Origin of the sequence: Bradyrhizobium sp. CIAT3101 (assembly GCF_029714945.1) — a bacterium.
Classification (GTDB): Bacteria; Pseudomonadota; Alphaproteobacteria; order Rhizobiales; family Xanthobacteraceae; genus Bradyrhizobium.
On record NZ_CP121634.1, the window covers coordinates 2590070 to 2610844 of the forward strand.

The window sequence follows — 20775 nt, forward strand, 5'->3', positions numbered from 1 at the left end:
TGATCGACACAGAATATCTGGGATCTTGATCGGCCCCGTCAAGTGAATTATGTGTTGATCACTACAGAAAGGGGCGTCATGGCGGGACGGCCACGGGAATTTGATCGCGAGGCGGCACTGGAGGCCGCGATGCTGCTGTTCTGGCGCAAGGGTTTTGCCAGCGCCTCGATGAACGACCTGTGCGAGGCCATGGGCGTCCGTTCGCCGAGCCTCTATGCGGCGTTCGACAGCAAGGAGGCGCTGTATCTGGCCGCTTTCCAGCATTACGCCGCGACCGAGGGCCAGGCGGTCTGGGACAAGCTCGCGGAGGGGGCGACCGCACGCGCCGGCGTCGAGAACCTGCTGATCGCGGCGGCCGACAATCTGCCGAAATCCCGCACGGCCCCCGCCGGCTGCATGGTCGCGCTGGGCGCCGTCAGCGACGAATGGCCGGCCACGATCGCGCGCGAGGTGAGAAAGGTCAGGCTCGAGCTGCTCGACAATCTGCGCGCACGGCTCGAAGCGGCGGTTGCCGGCGGCGAATTGCCCGGTACGACGGACGTGAATGCGTTGAGCCGGTTCTATCTCGGCGTCTTCCAGGGCATGGCCATCCAGGCCAAGGACGGCGCCACGCAGGCGGACCTGCGAGGTGCAGCCAAGGCGGCGATGGCGGCGTGGCCGGTCGAGGGTTAGTCTGTAGGATGGGTAGAGCGAAGCGAAACCCATCGCTGCGGTCGAGCTTGTTGATGTGTGATGGGTTTTGCTGCGCTCTACCCATCCTACGAGCTCAATCGACGAAAAAGGTGCCTCCTTGGTTGAACATCCCGACGGTCAGACGAACACCCAACAATCCGGCTTCGCCGGCGTCACACGCAGGATTCTCGAACGTCTTCCATTGCCCGGCAATCAGGAACTCATGGTCGTCGAGGTCACCTATCCGCCCGGCGGCGTCGCTCCGCGTCACCGCCATCCCGTTGCGGGCGCGATCTACATCGTCGAGGGCGTAGCCGAGTCCGCTTATGGCAGCGACGAGCCGCGCGTGTATCGCGCGGGCGAGACGTTGCAGGATCGGGCGGATGCTGTGCACACGCATTTTCGCAATTGCGACCCGGACCGTCCGCTGCGCTTTCTCACGATCTACGTGCTCGAACCCGGGCGCTCCTACACGACGGAGCCGTGAGGCGCGCGCGGTTCAAGTTGGAGGCCGTGGGACGAGCAGCTCTCACGGCCTGATCCGGTAGATCACGACGTCCTCGCCGTGATGCGTCGTGCTCTTCTCGAGCAGATAGTTCGTCTTCTCCAGCACGCGCCGCGATGCGCCATGGGCGACGAAGACGAGCCCGATGAGCGACGGCAATTTCAGTCGTGACAGCCCGATGTCCGTCAGCGCGGTCGCGATCTCGCTCGCAAGACCCTGGCCCCAGATATCGCGCTTGAACGTGTAGGCAATCTCGATCTCGTCGATGCCGTCCACGAGAATATGCCGGATGCCGGCCCGTCCGGCGAAGGCGCCGTCTTTCGTCCGCAGTGCCCACAGCCCGAAGCCATGCTGGTCCCAATGGGCCATGTTGGTCGCGAGATAGGTCTTCGTCACCTCGGCCGATCGCACGCCGCCGAGATAACGGGAGACGTCGGGATCGAGATGGAGTGCGACGAGGTCGGCGAGGTGGTCCTCGCTGAGCCTCTCGGCGGTCAATCTGTCGGTGCTGAATTGATCCATGACGATCGACGTGTCGATCGCTCGCGTCGGATAGTCAAGTGGCGGCTTGATCTGAATCAAGCGCCGAGAACGCGGCCGCACCACAACACGCCCCCGGGGCTGGTGACATGTTGATGGGTCCAATGAATCCAACCTGGTACGTCACCTTTGAAATTCGCAAGAGCGGGACTTTGCTGAAGCAACGCAGTCCGCGTGAGACAAGAACGTTCGCGACGGAGGATGAAGCCAAGCAGTTCGCACGCGAGAAGTTCAACGATGGGCTCGCTGTCTTTGCGGGCACGATCAATCCTCACCTTCCCAGGCGACTCATTCTGGCGTCCGACATCCAGGCGTGGCTCGCCGATGACGGGGATAGCACCTCCGCGTCTGGACTTTCGCAAAGCGAGTAAGCACTCAGCCGTGCATAGCGATTGCGTTTGAGTGTTGCCATTTTGATACGCGCCAAATAAGCCCTCGCGACTAAACTTCAGGCTGTTCGCAGGGCTTATGCACGCCAGCCTGCATAGGGCTGCTGTCTTTGAACGGAAGAGATCTGAGCAGCAAAGGGGACAAGACAATGAAAAAGCTTTCGATGGCTGCGATCGGCGTCGCGGCGCTGAGCATGACGGGTCCCGCCATGGCAGCCGACATGGCCGTCAAGGCGCCGCCGCCGGCACCAGTGGTTGCGATCTATAACTGGAGCGGGTTCTACATCGGCGCCAATGGAGGCTGGGGGCAGAGCCATGGTTGCGTCGATTTCCTGACGCCCGCGGGGACGCTCGCAAGTGGTTGCGCCAATCGCTCCGGCGGCCTTGTCGGCGGACAGATCGGCTATCGCTGGCAGACCAATCAGTTCGTGCTCGGTCTGGAAGCCCAGGGCGATTGGGCCGACATCAAGAACACGCGCGTGACCCTGATCGATCCGCTGGTTTCGACCACGGGCAAGACCGATGGCATCGGCCTCTTCACGGCCCAACTTGGCTGGGCCTGGAACGCGTCGCTGTTCTACGTGAAAGGTGGCGCTGCGGTGACGCACAATCGCTTCGATATCTTCAACAACGTCACCGGTGTCGGCCTCGCCTCCGCGGGCCACACGCGCTGGGGCGGTACGGCGGGCGTTGGTTGGGAATACGGCTTTGCGCCGAACTGGTCGGTCGGTGTCGAATACGACCATCTCTGGATGGGGCGCGACAACACCACCTTCGCAGGCGTGGTCACACCCGGCGGCATCACCCTGCTCGGCAGCGGGGTCAGCCAGGATGTCGACATGATCACGGTCCGGGTGAATTATCGCTTCGGCGTGTATGGCGCGCCGGTGGCGGCCCGCTACTGAGCTTGTGGCTTCCCCGTAACTTCAGGTCCCGGCATCGTCCGGGGCCTTTTTTATCGGCAGGTGGACCACGGCGCCTCGCACCAACCAGGCAGTCGGCAACTCAATTGCGGCGGTCGAGCCCGGCGAGTTGCTGCCTGTCCAGCAGAACGATGTGACGCTGATTGTTGTCGATGAACCCGAGAATGCCGAGATCGCGCAGATACGACAGCGTTCGTGAGACGGTCTCCAGCGTCAGGCCGAGATAGTCGGCGATGTCGCGCCGGGACATCGGCAGCGCGAGAATGCCCGCTGCGGTCAGTCGCCTGTCCATCTCGATGAGGAAGGCGGCGACCCGCTCCAGCGACGTCTTCCGTCCGAGCAGCAGCATATGATCTTCCGCGTGCCGCAGGTTCATCGTGGTCAGGCGCAGCAGGCTCCTGATCAAGATGCCGTCGCTCCCGGCGATGGCGTCGAGGCTCTCGCGTCTGATCAGCCGAACCGTCGCATCCACCACCGCTTCCGTCGTGAAGCGATGGACACTGCCATTCTCCAGTCCGAAGACGTCGCCCGGGACATGAAAGGCGCTGATCTGGCGGCGCCCGTCCGACAGCAACTTGTAGCTCCGCACCGCGCCCGCCTTGACCTGATAGACATAGTCGGCGGCCTCCTTCTCGCCGTAGATCTCGCTGCCGCGCCGGTACGTAAATTCATTCAGACTGACCATCGGATCCGAAGCCGCGGCGATTCCGAGCTCGCTGAGACAATGCGGGCGGGGCAGGGCCGCCGAGGTCAGGTGCATCAGCATTGGACCAACTTCTCAATCCCAGGGGTGATCAATTGGAGATGATCGGGTTTGTCGACCGCAACGCTTCGGGCATGGAGACGGATCGCGCCGCGCATTCCTGCTGATGTCGAGCCTGTTCGAAGCCGGGACCGCTGGCTATCGGCCTAAGGGGCATTGTACCAACGGACAGCATGGGGCCGACTTGTCTGGCCGCACCGGGATTTGACGCGACATCGATCGCCTGATCCGGGATCGAGCCACAAGGCGACATAGTTGATCTTCGGTCGCTTCATCCGACCGGAACTTCATCGCTGCAATGTCTTGCGCATCATCACGTGTGGTATGCCTGCATCATCGAACACCGCTCCTTCCTCCATGTACCCCAGTCGCTTGTAAAATTCGCGTGCTGTGAGTTGCGCGCCGAGAATGATTTCCTCGGCACCGCGGCGGGAGGCGGTGGTCGCGGCGAACTCCATCAGCTCTCTCCCGATGCCATCTTTCCGCGATGACGCCGATACGGCCATCCTGCCGATTTTCGCGGTACGCCCATGGCGCAAAATGCGTAACGTGCCAATGACGCGGCCGTCAGATACCGCGACAAGATGGGTGGCGACCTTATCGTCATCGTCGACTTCAAGTTCTTCCGGAACACCTTGCTCGACAACGAACACATCATGCCGCAAGGCGTATACCGCCGGCATGAGCGGGTCCGTGGCTTGAACCTCAACGATCGTACTCATTGCGCCTCCCTACCAGTCCAGCTTGCGAGTTTAGCGCACCAGCGGAATTTTATCGATCGCCTGCGTCCACCCTGACGTCCGCTCGCGCTTGAGGCTGATCGCGTTCAGGAGCCGCGCGACGACGATCATGATCGACACGCCGGCAAAACTGACCAAGATTTGCATCGCCAGCCCCTCGGAGAGGTCCAGCAACGTGAACTGGCTGGCGAGCGCCAGAAGGACGCCCAGACAATAGATCGGCAGCGAATTCTCGCCACACCACCTCGCGCAGACCAGCGCCGGCGTCGATAGCGCTCCCCAATTCCGGGGAATGAATCGCAGCACCACAATCGCGAGAGCCACAAAATGCAGCAGCCGTACCGGACTGAGATTCGATTTATCCAGTGGAAATAGCAGGTCCGTTAGAAATGGCGGGATCAGAGCCGCGATGCTCCAACTCTGTGCAAGAACCAGGCCGCAAGCCAGATAAAGAACGGCAAGAACAAGCGCCCAGCGCGACATCACCCACGGCCGGAATTTCGCTCCTTCAATGACGCTCCATGCACCCAGCACGATCAGAAGCTGCCAGGCCAGCGGATTAAAGAACCAGACGCCGCCGGGCCAGGCCGGAACCGTCCAACCGAAGACGTGCACGAGCGCGTAGAGCAATAACGACAATCCGAGGGTCACGTTCGGTGCTCGCAGCAGCAGCCACAGCAGCGGCGCGAACAGCGCGTGAAAAATCACAAAAACCGGCAAGACGTCGGTGTTGACGGGTCGGTATTGCAGGATTGCGGCGTGAGCGAGCGTCGGGCCCGGATGTTCGAGCAGAATTCGCGTATTGCTGTCATCGGCGAGATCATCGCTGCCCGCAAGGTAGACGAGGATGGCGCAAGCGAGCGTGAGCAGCAGAAACGCCGCATAGATGTCCCATCCCCGCCGCAGCGAACGGCCGATCATGCCGCTCCAGCCCTCGCGCTGACGTGCTCTGTCGTAGGCCAGCGCGCAGGTCACGCCCGAGATGAACATGAAGATCTCGGCGGCGTCGCAGAAGCCGTAGTTGCGCGGCGTCAACCAGCTCCCGATGTTGTTGGGAACGTGATCGAGAAAGATCCACCACAACGCGATCCCGCGAGCGATGTCGATACGGAGATCGCGGCTCGCCGTTTTGAACTCCGGTGGAGTTTCACCGAACAATCGCGTCGAGGTGTGAGTTCGATCATCCATCTGCAGGCCTGTCTGCGTGCGATCGCGCGCATGGGGTCGATGGCGCGCGCCGGCTACCTGATGGATGATGGGGGCTCCTTGGTCCGCCAGCTGCTCCTCTGAGCGCCAGGGTCGGCCGGATCGTCATCCTCCCAAGGCGTTTGCAAGGTCTTGTCGCCGGCACCTCGTATCAAAAGCTGCTTTCGCATTTCGGTGAGACGGGCACGGCAATATTCACGATAGAGCATGTCGACGATGGCGGACATGATCGAATCCCTTCCTGATCGCCACGGTTGACGTCCCATATGACAGATTTCGACCACTTCACCCGGCGGCTGAAAAGGAGCATGGCCGGGACGTAATTTGTGTCCGACGAATCTCAATGGTGATGCGACGATCAAGGCACGACGGAAAATCGGTATCAGAGGATAGTCTCGTTCCGAGAACTTCCTTCTGCTCGCATCGATGAGTCCAAACAGTCGCGAACAGCATTATAAAGTTGGATTTGGTCTTGCCCCTTGTCAGGGATTCCAGAATTGGATCCGATGGCGGCAATTTGAAATAGAGCCATCGCAATCGTCTCCTCTTAAAGGAGAAGTTTATGCGCGAAATTCGCAATTAAAGATTGTCGTAATTTTCTGGTCGCCACGTGAGCCAGTTCACACCAGCATCAATCACAGGTGAATGAGACTAGCAGACAAATGACGTAGCTTCTTGGAGTCCTGCGTACCTCGAGAGGCGGTCGGTACGTAAATTGCAAAATCCCGATACCGACAGCTGGCTTGTTGCTGAACTTGACTCCCAATGTCTTGGCAAGGCTGGAGGTCCCCATGTCTACGGACGCAGCCGATTTCGTATCGCATCGATTTTCGACGCGCGAACATCCGGAGCGGATGCGACTTCCACTATGGCGCGATAGCTTTGTGCGGGGGATCGTCCACGCCGATGTCGAGCCTCTCGCGAACATTCCGTTTCAGGTCGACGCAACGCTGCAAGCGATCCGCGGTTTGCGCACGCTCGCGCTGAAAGGCTCGCCAATGCGCTTCAAGCGCTTGCGGACGAACATTGCCGACGGTGACGACTCGATCGGCCTGATCGTCTGCTCGCCCGGTAACAGTCAGCTGACGCAGCGCGGCCGCGACATCGAGCTTTGCGCCGGCGATGCAATCTCGATTCTGCATTCGGAGCCCGCCACCGTCACCTATGTCAGCGGAATACTATTCGGTCTGGCGGTGCCCCGCGAGGCGCTGGCGGAGCGCGTGACCGATATCGAGAGCCTCGCAATGCGACCGATCCCTCAGCGGAATGAACCGCTTCGTATCCTCATGGCCTATCTGAAGTCCGCATTCAGGGAGGGGGCTCTGGCCGCCCCAAGGCTGCGTGATGTCGTCGTCGCTCACACCTGTGATCTCGTAGCCCTCGCAGTCGGTGAGTGCGCTCCCTTGGGCGAGAGCGATGCGAGTGCGGTCGTGGCCGCGCGCCACAGTGCCGTCCTCGACGACATCGCGACACACTTTCAGGAGCCCGGGCTCAGCGTCGAGACGGTCGCTCGTCGCCAGGGCATTTCACCTCGTTATCTGCAGCGCCTGATGGCACTGTCGGGATCATCGTTCACCGGGCACGTGAACGAGCTACGTCTGCAACTTGCGCTCAAACTGCTGACCGAGGCGCGCTCTGGCACGCAACTGATTTCTGACATCGCGCTGGAGGTTGGCTTCTCGGACGTTTCGCATTTCAATCGCCTGTTCCGGGCTCGCTTCGGCGATTCGCCACGTGGGGTTCGCTGCATCGGCAAGGATCGCCGCCGAGCCATGTGCCCTTGATCGGCCCACGCGCGAGATGCTGCTGCCGAATGTCCGCTTCGGGTCAAAAGCGTCGGAAGGCGCGGCTGCAAACGTCCGCTCCGTCCCTGCGAGCTGACATGTCGGGGTACTGTGTCAACGGGACCGATGGGCCAACAGGCAACATGGCGCACCACAACAAAAAAAATCCCGGCACTTGGCCGGGATCGATACTTCACGCCTTGTTCGTAAACCAAATCGCTGGAGCTCCTGCCACTCCTGCATTCCGCATGGCATTCTTCAATTCAGCACTCTCCGCGAAGGCTTGCGCAGCTTCAATCGTGGCAAACTCGTGAGTTACTGTGATGTCATTGGGATTTTCGACCGCTCGGTAGACAGCCTCGGCTGTGACGCCCTTCGCCTTCTGAATCGGAGAAAAATCGTCATAAGCCTTCCGCCAGATCTTGTAGTCGGAAACCATGTGTCTAACAAACATAGTCGTCATCAGATGTTCCTCCCTGACCGGTCGTAACAATCTTCCCACGAACGCTTGAAACAGGACTTCCAGTAGCACCAGTATAATACTGCACACCGCTTGGAGCTATTTCATTTCCGGGTCGCGCTGATGCCATCGGACCTTGCCCTTTGTCCGATAGAACGGCCTCATCAGTCGGATGTCCGCCGCGGGTCAAAAGCGTGTCAACGGAGCCGATGAGCCGGAGGCGGAAATCGACGGCTCACTCGATCGTCCTGTCGGCACGCGAAAGTACCACCGGCGGAATTTCGACACCTAACATTTGCGCTGTCTTGAGATTGATGACCAGTTCGAACCTGATCGGCTGCTCAACAGGGACGTCGGCCACCTTTGCGCCTCGCAATAGTCTTGCGACCTGACGCGCGCATTGGTCGAAGACCGCGCTGAGACGAGGACCGTATCCCATCAGTCCGCCTTCTTCCGCCTGTTCGGGCCACTGCAGAATGGCGGGCAGGCGGCGGAGTGCCAGCTGGGCGGGACTGGTCCCAATGCCGCAACGCGATACGGCCGCCCAGCCCGCTGTGCGCGTGCTCCGAGCGGCAATGCCGCAGCGCCAGTAATCAGCGTGATGAACTCGCGCCGCTTCATGGGGGCCCCGGAAGCCGCCTAGTGCGCCATCGCGACGTCACCGGACAATTGCTCGCGCCGTACATCGATCCGCAGCATCATGACGACGATGGCGCCGACCAGCGCGCAACCCGCCAGCAAGAGCAGGCCCGCAGTAAAATTGCCGGTCAGGTCCTTCAGGTAGCCCATTGCGTAAGGACCAGCGAAGCCAGAAAGGTTTCCGAGCGAGTTGATCGCGGCGATGCCGGCGGCGGCCGATGCGCCCGTCAGGAAACTTGCCGGCAGTGGCCAGAACATCGGCGGGACCGCGGAGACGCCGATCTGTGCAAAGCAGAGCAACGCCATGATGAGCACGGAATTGGAAACGAGACCTGCAAGTCCAATTCCGACTGCTGCCATCAATAGCGCCGCGGCGACGTGACCCTTCCGCTCCATGGTCCGATCGGAATGACGACCAAGCAGCACCATGCCGGCGGCGCCGAAAACAAAGGGGAGTGCCGCGAGCAGGCCGGTCTGGGTGTCACTGACGCCAAAACCCTTGATGATGGTCGGCAGGAAGAATGCCACGCCGTAACTCGCAGCGTTCAGGCAGAAGTACACCAGAGCGCACGCCAGGATGCGAGGATCGGTGAGCGCCTGTCCCAGGGACAAATGCTCTACGCGCTCCTTGTTGCGCTTCTCGGTGGCCTGCACGTTCTCCAGCCAGGCAATCTCGTCTTGTTGCAGCCAGCGGGCCTGGCGCGGGAAATCGGTCAGATAGAGCAGGACGCCAATGCCGACCAGAACCGACGGCAATGCTTCGAGAATGAACAGCCACTGCCAGCCTTCCAATCCCCAACCGGTCACGCTGAGCAACAGCCCGGAGATGGGTGATCCGACGATGGACGAAATCGGGATCGCCAGCATGAACAGGCTGATGACTCGCGCGCGGTAAACAGCGGGGAACCAGAGCGTCAGGTAGAAGATGATGCCGGGAAAGAAGCCAGCTTCGCAGGCGCCGAGCAGCAAACGAAGCGAATAGAAAACGCCCGTCGTCGGAATTCCCGTTGCTGCCGATATCGACGGGATGAATGCGAAAGCCGCCGAGACGATTCCCCAGGTGATCATGATGCGGGCGATCCAGACGCGCGCGCCGACCCTTTCCAGGAAGATGTTCGAGGGCACTTCAAACAGGAAATATCCGACGAAGAACAAGCCGGCGCCGAGCCCGAACGCTGCTTCACTCAAACCGAGCGCCTGGTTCATATGCAGCTTGGCAAAGCCGACATTGACGCGGTCGAGATAGGCCACGAAGTAGCACACGATCAGGAACGGAATGAGCCGCCACATCACCTTGCCAATGACACGAGTCTCGACGTCTTGCATGGCGCGGCCTCCCGCTTGCTCGCTCAAAGCCGGTTCAAACTTCCGGGCAGCATTACGAAACTATGACGCCCGGATACGATGAGCGCAAACGGCATTTGCTTTTGACGTCAAAGCGACAGTTACGCTGTCCTGGTTTGAAGCTGGCGTGCGGATCAAGTGCGTAGGATGGGTAGAGCGCAGCGAAACCCATCACGTCTCGGAACGCGCGGAGGCGATGATGGGTTTCGCTTTCGCTCTACCCATCCTACGAGCTGTCATGGTTTGAAGCTGGAACTGGCTCGCGAGCCTTGGCTGCGGTCGCATGATTTTGCACAGGCGTAAGCCACTGATCTCACAGCCCCCGTCTACTGTGCATGGGGTTGTTTTCGCGGTCTTGGTTGCGAGAGAGGCTAGCCTGCGCCCAGCGCGACCGCGACGTTGTAGGTGAGAAGGCTCGCCGCATAGGCCAGCACCAGCATGTAGGCGAACGTCGCCGCCATCCAGCCCCAGCTTCCGGTCTCGCGCCGGATGACGGCGAGCGTGGAGGCGCATTGCGGGGCGAAGATGTACCAGGCGAGCATCGACAGCGCGGTGGCGAGCGACCACTTCGTCGCCAGCACCTGGCCGATCTGCTCGGCCGCCTCCTTGCCGCCCTCGATCGCGTAGACGGTGCCGAGCGCTGCGACCGCGACCTCGCGCGCCGCCATGCCCGGGATCAGCGCGACCGCGATCTGCCAGTTGAAGCCGACGGGATGAAGCAGCGGCTCGATCGCCTTGCCGATCATGGCGGCCAGGCTGAAGTCGATCGCGGGCTCGGTGGCGCCCGCGGGCGGCTGCGGGAACGAGGCCAGAAACCAGATCAGCACCATCATCGAGAAGATCGTGGTGCCGGCGCGCTGCAGGAACATCTTCGCGCGGGTGAAGATGCCGATCGCGATCGATTTCAGCCGCGGCATCTTGTAGTCCGGCAGCTCGAGCATGAACGGCGCCGGCGCATAGTCGCGCAGCATGAAGAATTTGATCAGGAACGAGACGACCAGCGCACTGGTGATGCCGGCCGCATAAAGCCCGAACATCACGAGGCCCTGCAGGTTGACGAAGCCCCAGACGTCCTTGGCCGGAATGAAGGCCGAGATGATCAGCGTGTAGACCGGAATGCGCGCCGAGCAGGTCATCAGCGGTGCGATCAGGATCGTGGTCAGCCGGTCGCGCTTGTTGTCGATCACGCGCGTCGCCATGATGCCGGGAATGGCACAGGCAAAGCTCGACAGCAGCGGAATGAAGGCGCGGCCGTGCAGCCCTGCGCCGCCCATGATCCGGTCCATCAGGAACGCGGCGCGCGCCATGTAGCCGAAATCTTCCAGGAGCAGGATGAACAGGAAGATGATGATGATCTGCGGCAGGAACACGATGACGCTGCCGACGCCGGAGATCACGCCGTTCTGAAGGAAGCTCTGCAGCAGGCCCTCGGGCAGGGTGGCGTGGACGAAGTCGCCGAGCGCGTCGAAGCCCGATTGCAGCAGCTCCATCAGCGGCTGCGCCCAGGCGAACACCGCCTGGAACATCACGAACAGGATGAGCGCGAGCACGATCAGGCCGCCGACCGGATGCAGCACAATCGCATCGATGCGCGCGGTCCAGGTGTCGGGCCTGGCAGGCAGGCTGACGCAGTCGGAGATGATGCGGTCGGCCTCGCGCTGGGTCGCACGCAATTCGGCGACGCTGAGCGCGCGCCAGCTGTTTTCGGCCGGCTCGGCGGAGAGCTTGGCCGAGATCTCGTCGGTCAGCGCCAGCAGGTCAGCCGTGCCGCCCTTGCGCACCGCGATCGAGGTGACCACGGGCACGCCGAGTTCCTTGGCGAGCCGCTCCACGTCGACCGAGATGCCGCGGCGGCTCGCGATGTCGAACATGTTGAGCACGAGGATCATCGGCCGCCCGGTGCGCTTCAGCTCCAGCAGCAGGCGGATGGTCAGGCGCAGATTGGTGCTGTCGGCCACGCACAGCACGAGGTCGGGCACGGTCTCGCCGGAGGCCTTGCCGAGCACAAAGTCGCGGGTGATCTCCTCGTCCGGGCTGCGGCCGCGCAGCGAATAGGTGCCGGGCAGGTCGACCACGGAGACCTGGCGCCCCTGCGGGGTGACGAAAAAACCTTCCTTGCGCTCGACGGTGACGCCCGGATAGTTCGCCACCTTCTGCCGGCTGCCGGTCAGCGCATTGAACAGCGACGTCTTGCCGCTGTTTGGCGTGCCCACCAGGGCGAGATGCAGAAGGGGTAATTCCATGGAATCAGATGTCCGGCCGCAATTTCAGGCGACGATGATGGCCATGGCTTCGCGGCGGCGCACCGCGATGGTGATGTTGTCGACACGGACGGCGATCGGGTCGCGTCCGACCAGCCCCTCGTGCAGGACCTCGACCCGCGCGCCCTCGACAAAGCCGAGCTCGATCAGCCGGCTCTCGAGCTCGATGTCCGAGAGTGCCGAGCCGGCGTCCTTGGCGGAGAGGTGCTGGATGACGCCGGTATAGCCGCGCTTGGCCAGGCCCAGCGGCATCTCGCGGCGCGTATCGTGGGTGTCGGTCATGCCCTGTATTTTCAACGCAGGGCAGGGAGGTCAAGCGCGCACGCTCGTTGAAACTGCACCTTAGAGTGATTTTAAAGTGCAGATCACGAAGCCGTGGGCCGAGCGCCTTGGCAGCAGTCCTTGGCGCCAGTCCTTGGCGCTACTGCGCCGGGACCTTTTCCGGCTGGGCGGCCATGGCGCGGCTCTTGAAGTAGTCGAGCACGAACAGGCGGATTGCCGAGGACAGATTGCCCTGCTGGCGGCCGCCGTCGATTTCGCCGACGAGCTCGGACAGCGTCATGTTGCGCAGGCCCGAGATCTCCTTCATGCCGTTCCAGAACGCCTCTTCCAGGCTGACGCTGGTCTTGTGGCCGGCGACCACGATCGAACGCTTCACGACGGGCGACTTCATGGCTGCTCCTCGCGATCGATCCGATGCTGGTCCAGATGCGCCTTCGCCTGGTCCGCCTGCTTCTCCTCCGACGATCGCTCGGCCTTCGTGCGGCCGAACTTCGTTCGGTTGGCGTCCGCCTGCTTCGCCGATGCTTCCCGCTCGGCGCGCTTCCTGAAACGATTCAGGTTGATGACGTTCCCCATGCCGCGTCTCCATCATCCGCTCCTCTTCAGGCTGGATGAAACTTCCAGAAACAGGGCGCCGCGTTGCGCCCCACAAGACTTGATCGTCATTCGCTCGTCCTCGTCAATCGGCCTGTCGGCCATCAAACGATGAATTTCGCCCCGTCAAGGGCAGAGGGGCTTTGCGTAGCAGGTGCCGCCGCCGCCACATTGACGGTAATCAAATCCTGTCCTTTAAGCCTTATAATTATGAGCTTTTAGGGCTCCGTATCATTACGGATGACTATCGGAATTCGGAATTCACCCGGGTCGCGTCATCTTCTCCGGCTGCACCAGGCGGTCGAATTCGTCGGCCGAGACGAAGCCGAGCCGCAGTGCCTCCTCCTTCAGCGTGGTGCCGTTGGCATGCGCGGTCTTGGCCACCTTGGCTGCGTTGTCGTAGCCGATCTTCGGCGCGAGCGCGGTCACCAGCATCAGCGAACGCTCCATCAGCTCCTTGATGTGCTTCTGGTCGGCGCGGATGCCGCTGACGCAATGCTCGGTGAATGAGCGCGCGGCGTCCGCTATCAGGCGGATCGAGTGCAGCATGTTGTAGGCGAGCACCGGCTTGTAGACGTTGAGCTCGAAATGGCCCTGGCTGCCGGCGACCGTAATCGCGGTGTGATTACCGAACACCTGGCAGCACACCATGGTCATCGCCTCGCACTGCGTCGGATTGACCTTGCCCGGCATGATCGATGAGCCCGGTTCGTTCTCCGGCAGGATCAGTTCGCCAAGGCCCGAGCGCGGGCCCGATCCGAGCAGGCGGATGTCGTTGGCGATCTTGAACAGGCCCGTCGCGACGGAATTGATGGCGCCGTGCGCCAGCACATAGGCGTCGTTCGAAGCCAGCGCCTCGAATTTGTTGGCGGCGCTGGTGAAGGGAAGTTTCGTGATCCCGGCGACGTGCTTTGCAAACAGCTTTGCGAAGCGCGGCTTCGAATTGAGGCCGGTGCCGACGGCGGTGCCGCCCTGCGCCAGCGGATAGAGGTCCTTCACCGCGACCTTGAGTCGCGCGATGCCGCTCTCGACCTGCGCGGCGTAGCCCGAGAATTCCTGGCCAAGTGTCAGCGGCGTCGCGTCCTGGGTGTGGGTACGGCCGATCTTCACGATCTTGGCGAACTCCTTCTCCTTCTTGCGCAGCGCGCGGTGCAGTTCGCCGAGGGCAGGGACGAGATCCGCCGTGACGCGGCTTGCGGCCGCGATGTGCATCGCCGTCGGGAAAGAGTCGTTCGACGACTGGCTCATGTTGACGTGGTCGTTGGGATGCACCGGCTTCTTGGATCCGAGCTCGCCGCCGAGCAGCTCGTTGGCGCGGTTGGCGATGACCTCGTTGAGGTTCATGTTGCTCTGGGTCCCCGAGCCGGTCTGCCACACCACGAGCGGGAAATGATCGTCGAGCTTGCCCTCGATCACCTCGTGCGCGGCGCGAATGATGGCGCCGGCGCGGCGCTTGTCGAGCAGGCCGAGCTCGAGGTTGGACTGTGCGGCCGCAAGCTTGACGATGCCGAGCGCATGCACGAGCGAGATCGGCATGCGGTCGATGCCGATGCGGAAATTCTGGCGCGAGCGTTCGGTCTGCGCCCCCCAATAGCGATCGGCGGGGACCTCGATGGGACCGAAACTGTCGGTCTCGATGCGGGTCGCGGGGCGGGCGGTCTTCGCGCGGGCAGCTTTGGCCATGAGCACATCCATTCTGCCGCGCGAGACGCCGCGCGGCCTCTTGATGTGCTCTTCTATATAGGGAGTTTGGCCGGGCGCGACGGTCTCGCGGCCAACCTAGATCATTTCTTGCGGAAACGATCGAGCCGCACGACCTCGGCGCCGCCCTGGTTCGTCGGGGTCGGTTCTTCCGCGGTCTCGGCCGTCTCGGTGGCCGGCGCGGGTGCCGCCACGGCGGATGGGGCCGGGGCCGCGGGCAAATTCTCGCCCGTCACCTCCGCGACATCCGAGGTGTCGAACTGGAGGCCGAATTTCACGGACGGATCGAGGAAGCTCTTGATGGCGCTGAACGGCACGATCAGCCGCTCCGGGATGCCGCCAAAGGACAGGCCGACCTCGAAACGGTCCTCGAGCACGGTCAGGTCCCAGAACTGGTGCTGGAGGATGATCGTCATCTCTTCCGGATATTGCGCAAGCAGCCGGCTCGACAGCTTCACGCCCTCGGCCTTCGATACGAAGGTGATGAAGAAATGGTGCTCGCCCGGCAGGCCATGGGCCGCGGCGTCGGTCAGCACCTTGCGCAACACGCCGCGCAGCGCGTCGCGTGCCAGCACATCGTATCGGATATGATCGGTCGCCATGGTGGTCCTGTTGCATTCCAGGAGACGGGCCCTGCCGGCCCGACTCGCCAAGCCGCAATAGTACCGCGCCTGACGGGTCAGCAGGAGTCCCCGCCGGGAAGGAAATCAGAGGTAAGTGGAGGCTTCTGTTGCCAGGTGCCTCCGAACCCCGCCTAACGGAGCTTAACCCGTTAGGACTTTAAGATGGTCTTTCAAACTGCGTTACGCAGCCTGAGCAACCGGAGCAAAGTTGTCGTTGGCAACTATTGCAGTAGCCCGATAACGGCGGAACAATACCGGGAAAAAGCACGCCCTTTACGCCCTCGTCGATCCTATTTCGCCCCCGCCGAAGCTCACTTGCCAGTGGGCCAAGCCCGCCAAACGATGAGCTTTGGTGGAGGCGCCGGGTACCGCCCCCGGGTCCGAATGGTTTATTGCGACGACCGTTTATTTCCATAGCCGGCGAACCGGCACCCCCAATATAGGGGGCAAAGGTTTAGAAAGACAGGGGTTTGGCGCGACTGCGCGGAGGTTCCTTTGGATAGGTTCCGACCGGTCTCCTGTCTGATCTTGGCCCCGCGGCGGACCGCGTTCTAAGCTGTTGGCATGTCCCCGGATTCAGCACCGGCCGCCCAAGAGCCGGATCCTTCGCCAACTCACGCCGCTCCGCCAGGTCTCGCCGCGCTGTTTCTGGCCTTTGCCCGGATGTCGCTGGCTGGCTTCGGCGGCGTCCTGGTGTTTGCCCGGCACGCCATCGTCGACCAGCATCGATGGATGACCGCGGACGAATTCAACGAGACCTTTGCGCTCTGCCATTTCCTGCCCGGGCCCAACATCGTCAACCTGTCGATGGTGTTCGGCTCGCGGCTGCGCGGCATCGCCGGCGGCGTCGCAGCCTTCACCGGGCTGTTGCTGCCACCGACGCTGATCATGACGGTGCTCGCGATCATCTACGCCCGGTTCGGCGACGTGGAGGTGCTGCGTCGTAGTCTCGCAGGCATCTCCTGCGCGGCGGTCGGCTTGTTGATCGCGGTGGTCTTCCGCATGATGATGCCGCTGCTGAAGCGGATGGACGTCGTCGTGCTCATCCTGATGCTCGGCGTGTTCACGGCCATCGGCGTGCTTCGCTGGCCGTTGCAGGCGGTGCTGCTGGTCGCGATCCCGCTCAGCATCGGCGTCACCTATCTGATGCGGCGGAAGGTAGCAGCATGAGCAGCGAGAACCCGATCTGGGCGCTGATCTCCACCTTTGGTCTAATGTCCTTGTTCGCGGTCGGCGGCGCCGCGGCCGCGGTGCCCGAGATGCACCGCATCGCCGTCGATGTGCATCACTGGATGACCGACAAGCAGTTCGCGGACGCCTATGCGATCGCGCAGCTTTCGCCAGGTCCCAACGTGCTTATCGTCACGTTAATCGGCTATGCCGTTGCCGGCATTCCCGGCGCGCTGGCCGCAACGTTGGCGATGTGCCTGCCGACGGCGCTGCTTGCCTATTATGTCAGCCGGCTTTTGAACCGGCCGAGCCAATCGCGCTGGCCCGGCCTGATCCAGGCTGCACTGGTTCCGCTGTCGATCGGATTGATGGCGGCGAGTGCTCTGATCCTGGCACAGTCGACCGATCGCACCATTGCTGCGCTGCTCCTGACCGCTGCGGTTGCAGTGATCGCCTCCGTCTCGCGCGTCAATCCACTGTGGCTTCTGCTCGCAGGAGGCCTGTTGGGTTTTGCTGGCATTGTGTGATGAAAATGGCTAGGCAATGATCCGGGCCGGGGATCGATTTCCAGCCGATTAGAACAACAGTGCTCGTGGCTTACGGGTCGCGGAGGAGACATGCATGGCCGACACAATGGGCCACTCGGCGGCGTCAGCCACAAGAAACACATCGGTGGCGATCGGCTTCTGCCTGCTGGCCATCGCGCCACAGATTTTCGAATTCATCTGGTCGATCGGGACGATCTTTGGCTGGGGTGCCGGGCGCGGTCCGGCCTCGGTCCTCATCAGCCACGCGACTGCACTGGTCGCGGGCGGTCCGGCTGCGCTGCTCGGCGCGGTCGGCGGTGATACCAAGAAGGCGTCATCGGACGTTCTGCTGGCACTGATCTATTCCTATCCGCTGTTCGCGGTGGCGATTGTCACACTGTTCATGACGATCAGGTCGGCGCAGGACTATATCGGCGGCGTCATTCTGATGGCGCTTGCGCTGTTCGCGCTGTGGGCCTCGAGCGACCTGCAGGGTATGCGCGGCTTCTCCTTTGGCGCGGGCACCGCACCGCGGATGTTCGGGGGATTGTTGGTGGCTCTGTCGGCGGGCATCGCCTTGACGGGCCTTTTGGCCGAGGGTCCCTCGCTCGCGCATTATTCATGGCGCGGACCCCTGTTCGTGATGTGCGCGATCCTGTTCTTCGCGCTGGCGATCCGGCCGCTTGGTCTCGTGGTCTCGGCGTTTGTGAGCTTCATGATTGCGGCGCTGGGATCGCATGAAACGCGCTGGGTGGAGGCGGCCATCGTCGGCGCCTGCCTGACGGTCGGCTGCGCGCTTCTCTTCCCCTACGTGCTCGGTTTGCCAATGCCGATGTTCCCGCGTTTCCTGGCTCAGTGAGGCTGTCATGGAGCTTTTTGCCAACCTCGCTCACGGTTTCGCCGTCGCCTTCTCTCCGGTCAACCTTCTGATGTGCCTGATCGGCGCGCTCGTCGGCACGCTCGTCGGCGTGCTGCCGGGCATCGGCACCATCGCGACCGTCGCGATGCTGCTGCCGATCACGTTCGGGCTGCCGCCGGTCGGCGCGCTGATCATGCTCGCCGGCATCTATTACGGCGCCCAGTATGGCGGCTCGACCACCTCGATTCTGGTCAACATTCCAGGCGAAGCGACATCGGTAGTCACTGCCATCGACGGCCACGCCATGGCCAAGCAGGGCCGTGCCGGTCCGGCGCTGGCGATCGCCGCGATCGGCTCGTTCTTCGCCGGTTGCGTCGCGACCGTGCTCATCGCGGTTCTCGGTGCACCACTCACAAAACTCGCGCTGGCGTTCGGTCCGGCCGAGTACTTCTCGCTGATGGTGCTCGGCCTGATCTTCGCCGTCGTGCTCGCCAAGGGCTCGGTGCTGAAGGCGATCGCGATGATCGTGTTCGGCCTGCTGCTGTCGATGGTCGGCTCGGACATCGAGACCGGTGCCTCGCGCATGGCCTTCAACATTCCGGAGCTTGCCGACGGCCTCGGCTTTGCGACGGTGGCGATGGGCGTGTTCGGCTTCGCCGAGATCATCCGCAATCTCGACGCCGGCGCCGAGATGAATCGCGATCTCGTGCAGCAGAAGATCACCGGCCTGATGCCGACCAGGAAGGACCTGGCCGACTCGACGCCCGCGATCTTGCGCGGCACCGTGCTCGGCTCGATCCTCGGCATTCTGCCCGGCGGCGGTGCGGTGATCGCGTCGTTCGCGGCCTACACGCTCGAGAAGAAGCTCGCCAAGGATCCGAAGCGGTTCGGCCGCGGCGCGATCGAGGGCGTTGCTGCGCCCGAAAGCGCCAACAACGCCGCGGCGCAGACCTCCTTCATCCCGCTGCTCACCCTCGGCATCCCGCCGAACGCGGTGATGGCGCTGATGGTGGGCGCGATGACCATTCATGGCATCGTGCCGGGTCCGCAGGTGATGCAGAAGCAGCCTGATCTGGTCTGGGGCATGATTGCCTCGATGTGGATCGGCAATCTGATGCTGATCATCATCAACCTGCCGCTGGTCGGAATCTGGGTCCGCCTGCTGCGCGTGCCGTATCGGCTGATGTTCCCCTCGATCGTGATCTTCTGCGCGATCGGCATCTACTCGGTGAACAACGCGCCGGTCGACGTCATCCTCGCAGGCGTGTTCGGTCTCGTTGGCTACTGGCTGATCAAGCACGATTTCGAGCCGGCGCCGCTGCTGCTCGGCATGGTGCTCGGACCGCTGATGGAAGAGAACCTGCGCCGCGCCCTGTTGATCTCGCGTGGTGACTGGAGCGTGTTCCTGACGCGTCCGCTCTCGGCGGTGCTGCTCGCGATCGCGGCGTTCCTGCTGGTGCTCACGCTGTTGCCCATGCTGCGCGCCAAGCGCGACGAGGTGTTCACCGAATCCGAGAACTGAGCGGCGCGTACCTGCGTCGGCGTGTCACGCGTCGGCACGCCGCATTCGGAAGTCCAATCGACTTGTGTGATGTCTTCGTGAAATGAAAATGCCGGCCGCGAGGCCGGCATTTTTGTTTATGTCGGAGATGATCCAGATGACCTCCATTCGCGCGCTCACGGGCGCATGTGCAGCCGTGCTCGCATCGCTGTGCGGCTTTGTCGCGACCAGCGAAGCGCAGACCTATCCGACGCGCAGCATCACCATGATCGTGCCGTTCGCGGCGGGCGGCCCCACCGACGTGATCTCGCGCATCGTCACCGCCCACATGGCGCAGACGTTAGGGCAGAGCATCATCATCGAGAACGTGGTCGGCGCCGGTGGTACCACTGCGACCACGCGCGCCGCGCGCGCGACCAATGACGGCTATACGCTGATCACCGGGCATATGGGCACGCACGCGGCGTCCGTGCCGCTCTATCCGAAGCTCGCCTACCATCCCGAGAAGGACTTCGAGCCGATCGCGCTGCTCGCGGGCACGCCGATCCTGATCCTGGCGCGCAAGGATTTTCCGCCAAAGGACCTCAAGGAGTTCGTCGCTTACGTGAAGGCGAATGCCGAGAAGGTGAACGCCGCGCATGCCGGCGTCGGCTCGGTCTCGCACGTGTCCTGCGAGCTCCTGCACTCCATTCTCGACGTCAAGCCGGTCGGCGTGCCCTTCAACGGTACCGGCCCGGCGATGAACGCGCTGGTGGCAGGCCAGGTCGATTACATGTGCGACCAGATCGTCAACGCCGTGCCGCAGATCAACGCCGGCACCATCAAGGCCTATGCGATCGCAACGCCGGAGCGCAATCCGTCGTTGCCGAACGTGCCGACGACGGCGGAAGCGGGCCTGCCCACATTCCAGGCCCAGGCCTGGAATGCGATGTTCGCGCCGAAGGGAACCTCGCCCGCGATCCTGGCGACCCTGAACGCCGCCGCCGCCAAGGCGCTCGACGATGAGACCGTGAAGAAGCGCCTGCTCGAGCTCGGCAGCGTCATCCCCACCGCGGCCGAGCGGACCCCGGAGGCGCTCGCCGCCCTCGTCAAATCCGAGATCGCGAAGTGGACCCCGGTGCTCAAGCCGGCAAGTTAAGCCAGTACAATCAAACCGATAGGCGAGGGGCGGGACACCAGTTCCGCCCCTTGTCGTTTGCGCCGGGAGTTCTCACTTTTCCGGGTATAATCGGCGGGACCAGCGAATCGCCGCTGTCACAGCGCCGGGGGCGCCGTTAAGTTCGCCGCCTCCC

The 20775-nt window shown here is 62.7% G+C and carries 24 protein-coding genes and 1 other RNA gene; 10 read left to right on the forward strand and 15 right to left on the reverse strand.

The features are described 5' to 3' along the window. The first annotated feature begins 78 nt into the window (after nt 1-78). Together QA645_RS12075 and QA645_RS12080 are read left to right on the forward strand one after the other, a co-directional pair. Complete coding sequence (locus QA645_RS12075) at nt 79-672, forward strand: TetR/AcrR family transcriptional regulator (RefSeq protein ID WP_283050409.1); 594 nt, start codon at nt 79-81, stop codon at nt 670-672. Nucleotides 673-790: 118 nt separating this feature from the next. Further along, nucleotides 791-1159 carry a cupin domain-containing protein gene (locus QA645_RS12080; RefSeq protein WP_283050411.1) on the forward strand — a complete coding sequence of 123 codons (369 nt, stop codon included), beginning with the start codon at nt 791-793 and terminating at the stop codon, nt 1157-1159. A gap of 42 nt (nt 1160-1201) precedes the next feature. On the opposite strand, the gene QA645_RS12085 is transcribed toward QA645_RS12080, so the two are convergent. Further along, on the reverse strand, nt 1202-1699 hold the full coding sequence (locus QA645_RS12085; RefSeq protein WP_283050413.1) for a GNAT family N-acetyltransferase: 498 nt from the start codon (nt 1697-1699) through the stop codon (nt 1202-1204). 122 nt (nt 1700-1821) lie between these two features. On the opposite strand from QA645_RS12085, the gene QA645_RS12090 reads away from it, so the two are divergent. Continuing rightward, nucleotides 1822-2088 carry a hypothetical protein gene (locus QA645_RS12090; protein ID WP_283050415.1) on the forward strand — a complete coding sequence of 89 codons (267 nt, stop codon included), beginning with the start codon at nt 1822-1824 and terminating at the stop codon, nt 2086-2088. A 167-nt stretch (nt 2089-2255) separates the two neighbouring features. After that, nucleotides 2256-3011, forward strand: coding sequence for an outer membrane beta-barrel protein (locus QA645_RS12095; protein WP_283050416.1), 756 nt, complete (start codon nt 2256-2258; stop codon nt 3009-3011). Nucleotides 3012-3111: 100 nt separating this feature from the next. On the opposite strand, the gene QA645_RS12100 is transcribed toward QA645_RS12095, so the two are convergent. From QA645_RS12100 to QA645_RS12115, 4 genes are all read right to left on the reverse strand, one after another. Then, entirely contained in the window at nt 3112-3795 is a 684-nt protein-coding gene (locus QA645_RS12100; protein WP_283050417.1) for a helix-turn-helix domain-containing protein, read from the reverse strand. A gap of 284 nt (nt 3796-4079) precedes the next feature. Beyond that, nucleotides 4080-4514 carry a GNAT family N-acetyltransferase gene (locus QA645_RS12105; RefSeq protein WP_283050419.1) on the reverse strand — a complete coding sequence of 145 codons (435 nt, stop codon included), beginning with the start codon at nt 4512-4514 and terminating at the stop codon, nt 4080-4082. Between the two features lie 30 nt (nt 4515-4544). Continuing rightward, entirely contained in the window at nt 4545-5720 is a 1176-nt protein-coding gene (locus tag QA645_RS12110) for an OpgC domain-containing protein (protein WP_283050421.1), read from the reverse strand. Between the two features lie 53 nt (nt 5721-5773). After that, nucleotides 5774-5965: a hypothetical protein gene (locus QA645_RS12115; RefSeq protein WP_283050423.1), complete on the reverse strand. Its 192-nt coding sequence runs from the start codon at nt 5963-5965 to the stop codon at nt 5774-5776. 564 nt (nt 5966-6529) lie between these two features. On the opposite strand from QA645_RS12115, the gene QA645_RS12120 reads away from it, so the two are divergent. Beyond that, nucleotides 6530-7522 (forward strand): AraC family transcriptional regulator, encoded by a 993-nt coding sequence (locus QA645_RS12120; RefSeq protein ID WP_283050425.1) that lies wholly within the window; start codon nt 6530-6532, stop codon nt 7520-7522. 193 nt (nt 7523-7715) lie between these two features. Here the strand turns inward: QA645_RS12120 and QA645_RS12125 are convergent, their stop codons facing one another. From QA645_RS12125 to ssrA, 10 genes are all read right to left on the reverse strand, one after another. Continuing rightward, nucleotides 7716-7985 carry a cyclase gene (locus QA645_RS12125; protein ID WP_283050426.1) on the reverse strand — a complete coding sequence of 90 codons (270 nt, stop codon included), beginning with the start codon at nt 7983-7985 and terminating at the stop codon, nt 7716-7718. A 232-nt stretch (nt 7986-8217) separates the two neighbouring features. After that, nucleotides 8218-8421: an ABC transporter substrate binding protein gene (locus tag QA645_RS12130; protein ID WP_254194918.1), complete on the reverse strand. Its 204-nt coding sequence runs from the start codon at nt 8419-8421 to the stop codon at nt 8218-8220. Between the two features lie 200 nt (nt 8422-8621). Further along, the gene (locus QA645_RS12135; protein WP_254133308.1) at nt 8622-9947 is read right to left on the reverse strand and encodes an MFS transporter; all 1326 of its coding nucleotides are present in this window, start codon (nt 9945-9947) and stop codon (nt 8622-8624) included. Between the two features lie 389 nt (nt 9948-10336). Next, nucleotides 10337-12208 carry a ferrous iron transporter B gene (locus QA645_RS12140; protein ID WP_283050430.1) on the reverse strand — a complete coding sequence of 624 codons (1872 nt, stop codon included), beginning with the start codon at nt 12206-12208 and terminating at the stop codon, nt 10337-10339. A gap of 24 nt (nt 12209-12232) precedes the next feature. After that, the gene (locus QA645_RS12145) at nt 12233-12508 is read right to left on the reverse strand and encodes a FeoA family protein (protein ID WP_148754161.1); all 276 of its coding nucleotides are present in this window, start codon (nt 12506-12508) and stop codon (nt 12233-12235) included. 139 nt (nt 12509-12647) lie between these two features. Then, nucleotides 12648-12899, reverse strand: coding sequence for a ribbon-helix-helix domain-containing protein (locus QA645_RS12150; protein ID WP_254133306.1), 252 nt, complete (start codon nt 12897-12899; stop codon nt 12648-12650). After that, entirely contained in the window at nt 12896-13084 is a 189-nt protein-coding gene (locus tag QA645_RS12155) for a DUF4169 family protein (protein ID WP_254133305.1), read from the reverse strand. Before QA645_RS12155 ends, QA645_RS12150 begins: the two co-directional genes overlap by 4 nt. Nucleotides 13085-13363: 279 nt before the next feature. Beyond that, nucleotides 13364-14797, reverse strand: a complete 1434-nt coding sequence (gene fumC / locus QA645_RS12160; protein WP_283050436.1) for a class II fumarate hydratase — start codon at nt 14795-14797, stop codon at nt 13364-13366. Between the two features lie 89 nt (nt 14798-14886). Further along, a complete protein-coding gene (locus QA645_RS12165) occupies nt 14887-15405 on the reverse strand; it encodes a ClpXP protease specificity-enhancing factor SspB (RefSeq protein ID WP_283050438.1) in 519 nt (172 codons plus the stop codon). A gap of 114 nt (nt 15406-15519) precedes the next feature. Then, nucleotides 15520-15895: a transfer-messenger RNA gene (ssrA, locus tag QA645_RS12170) on the reverse strand. Between the two features lie 95 nt (nt 15896-15990). Between ssrA and QA645_RS12175 the strand changes: the two genes are divergently transcribed. The 5 genes from QA645_RS12175 to QA645_RS12195 all read left to right on the forward strand — a co-directional run bounded on the left by QA645_RS12175 (nt 15991) and on the right by QA645_RS12195 (nt 20621). Continuing rightward, nucleotides 15991-16596, forward strand: a complete 606-nt coding sequence (locus tag QA645_RS12175) for a chromate transporter (RefSeq protein WP_283050440.1) — start codon at nt 15991-15993, stop codon at nt 16594-16596. Then, nucleotides 16593-17123 (forward strand): chromate transporter, encoded by a 531-nt coding sequence (locus QA645_RS12180; RefSeq protein WP_283050442.1) that lies wholly within the window; start codon nt 16593-16595, stop codon nt 17121-17123. Before QA645_RS12175 ends, QA645_RS12180 begins: the two co-directional genes overlap by 4 nt. Before the next feature lie 94 nt (nt 17124-17217). After that, a complete protein-coding gene (locus QA645_RS12185) occupies nt 17218-17982 on the forward strand; it encodes a tripartite tricarboxylate transporter TctB family protein (RefSeq protein WP_254133300.1) in 765 nt (254 codons plus the stop codon). A 7-nt stretch (nt 17983-17989) separates the two neighbouring features. After that, nucleotides 17990-19504 carry a tripartite tricarboxylate transporter permease gene (locus QA645_RS12190; protein WP_283050445.1) on the forward strand — a complete coding sequence of 505 codons (1515 nt, stop codon included), beginning with the start codon at nt 17990-17992 and terminating at the stop codon, nt 19502-19504. 136 nt (nt 19505-19640) lie between these two features. Beyond that, on the forward strand, nt 19641-20621 hold the full coding sequence (locus QA645_RS12195) for a tripartite tricarboxylate transporter substrate-binding protein (RefSeq protein ID WP_283050447.1): 981 nt from the start codon (nt 19641-19643) through the stop codon (nt 20619-20621). The last annotated feature ends 154 nt before the right edge of the window (nt 20622-20775 follow it).

What these genes read in the sequence shown, in the direction of transcription:
- QA645_RS12075 (WP_283050409.1), top strand. Translation starts at nt 79, where the DNA reads ATGGCGGGACGGCCACGGGAATTTGATCGCGAGGCGGCACTGGAGGCC.
- QA645_RS12085 (WP_283050413.1), bottom strand. Translation starts at nt 1,699, where the DNA reads ATGGATCAATTCAGCACCGACAGATTGACCGCCGAGAGGCTCAGCGAG.
- QA645_RS12090 (WP_283050415.1), top strand. Translation starts at nt 1,822, where the DNA reads ATGAATCCAACCTGGTACGTCACCTTTGAAATTCGCAAGAGCGGGACT.
- QA645_RS12095 (WP_283050416.1), top strand. Translation starts at nt 2,256, where the DNA reads ATGAAAAAGCTTTCGATGGCTGCGATCGGCGTCGCGGCGCTGAGCATG.
- QA645_RS12100 (WP_283050417.1), bottom strand. Translation starts at nt 3,795, where the DNA reads ATGCTGATGCACCTGACCTCGGCGGCCCTGCCCCGCCCGCATTGTCTC.
- QA645_RS12105 (WP_283050419.1), bottom strand. Translation starts at nt 4,514, where the DNA reads ATGAGTACGATCGTTGAGGTTCAAGCCACGGACCCGCTCATGCCGGCG.
- QA645_RS12110 (WP_283050421.1), bottom strand. Translation starts at nt 5,720, where the DNA reads ATGGATGATCGAACTCACACCTCGACGCGATTGTTCGGTGAAACTCCA.
- QA645_RS12115 (WP_283050423.1), bottom strand. Translation starts at nt 5,965, where the DNA reads ATGTCCGCCATCGTCGACATGCTCTATCGTGAATATTGCCGTGCCCGT.
- QA645_RS12120 (WP_283050425.1), top strand. Translation starts at nt 6,530, where the DNA reads ATGTCTACGGACGCAGCCGATTTCGTATCGCATCGATTTTCGACGCGC.
- QA645_RS12125 (WP_283050426.1), bottom strand. Translation starts at nt 7,985, where the DNA reads ATGACGACTATGTTTGTTAGACACATGGTTTCCGACTACAAGATCTGG.
- QA645_RS12130 (WP_254194918.1), bottom strand. Translation starts at nt 8,421, where the DNA reads ATGGGATACGGTCCTCGTCTCAGCGCGGTCTTCGACCAATGCGCGCGT.
- QA645_RS12135 (WP_254133308.1), bottom strand. Translation starts at nt 9,947, where the DNA reads ATGCAAGACGTCGAGACTCGTGTCATTGGCAAGGTGATGTGGCGGCTC.
- QA645_RS12140 (WP_283050430.1), bottom strand. Translation starts at nt 12,208, where the DNA reads ATGGAATTACCCCTTCTGCATCTCGCCCTGGTGGGCACGCCAAACAGC.
- QA645_RS12145 (WP_148754161.1), bottom strand. Translation starts at nt 12,508, where the DNA reads ATGACCGACACCCACGATACGCGCCGCGAGATGCCGCTGGGCCTGGCC.
- QA645_RS12150 (WP_254133306.1), bottom strand. Translation starts at nt 12,899, where the DNA reads ATGAAGTCGCCCGTCGTGAAGCGTTCGATCGTGGTCGCCGGCCACAAG.
- QA645_RS12155 (WP_254133305.1), bottom strand. Translation starts at nt 13,084, where the DNA reads ATGGGGAACGTCATCAACCTGAATCGTTTCAGGAAGCGCGCCGAGCGG.
- fumC (WP_283050436.1), bottom strand. Translation starts at nt 14,797, where the DNA reads ATGGATGTGCTCATGGCCAAAGCTGCCCGCGCGAAGACCGCCCGCCCC.
- QA645_RS12165 (WP_283050438.1), bottom strand. Translation starts at nt 15,405, where the DNA reads ATGGCGACCGATCATATCCGATACGATGTGCTGGCACGCGACGCGCTG.
- QA645_RS12175 (WP_283050440.1), top strand. Translation starts at nt 15,991, where the DNA reads ATGTCCCCGGATTCAGCACCGGCCGCCCAAGAGCCGGATCCTTCGCCA.
- QA645_RS12180 (WP_283050442.1), top strand. Translation starts at nt 16,593, where the DNA reads ATGAGCAGCGAGAACCCGATCTGGGCGCTGATCTCCACCTTTGGTCTA.
- QA645_RS12185 (WP_254133300.1), top strand. Translation starts at nt 17,218, where the DNA reads ATGGCCGACACAATGGGCCACTCGGCGGCGTCAGCCACAAGAAACACA.
- QA645_RS12190 (WP_283050445.1), top strand. Translation starts at nt 17,990, where the DNA reads ATGGAGCTTTTTGCCAACCTCGCTCACGGTTTCGCCGTCGCCTTCTCT.
- QA645_RS12195 (WP_283050447.1), top strand. Translation starts at nt 19,641, where the DNA reads ATGACCTCCATTCGCGCGCTCACGGGCGCATGTGCAGCCGTGCTCGCA.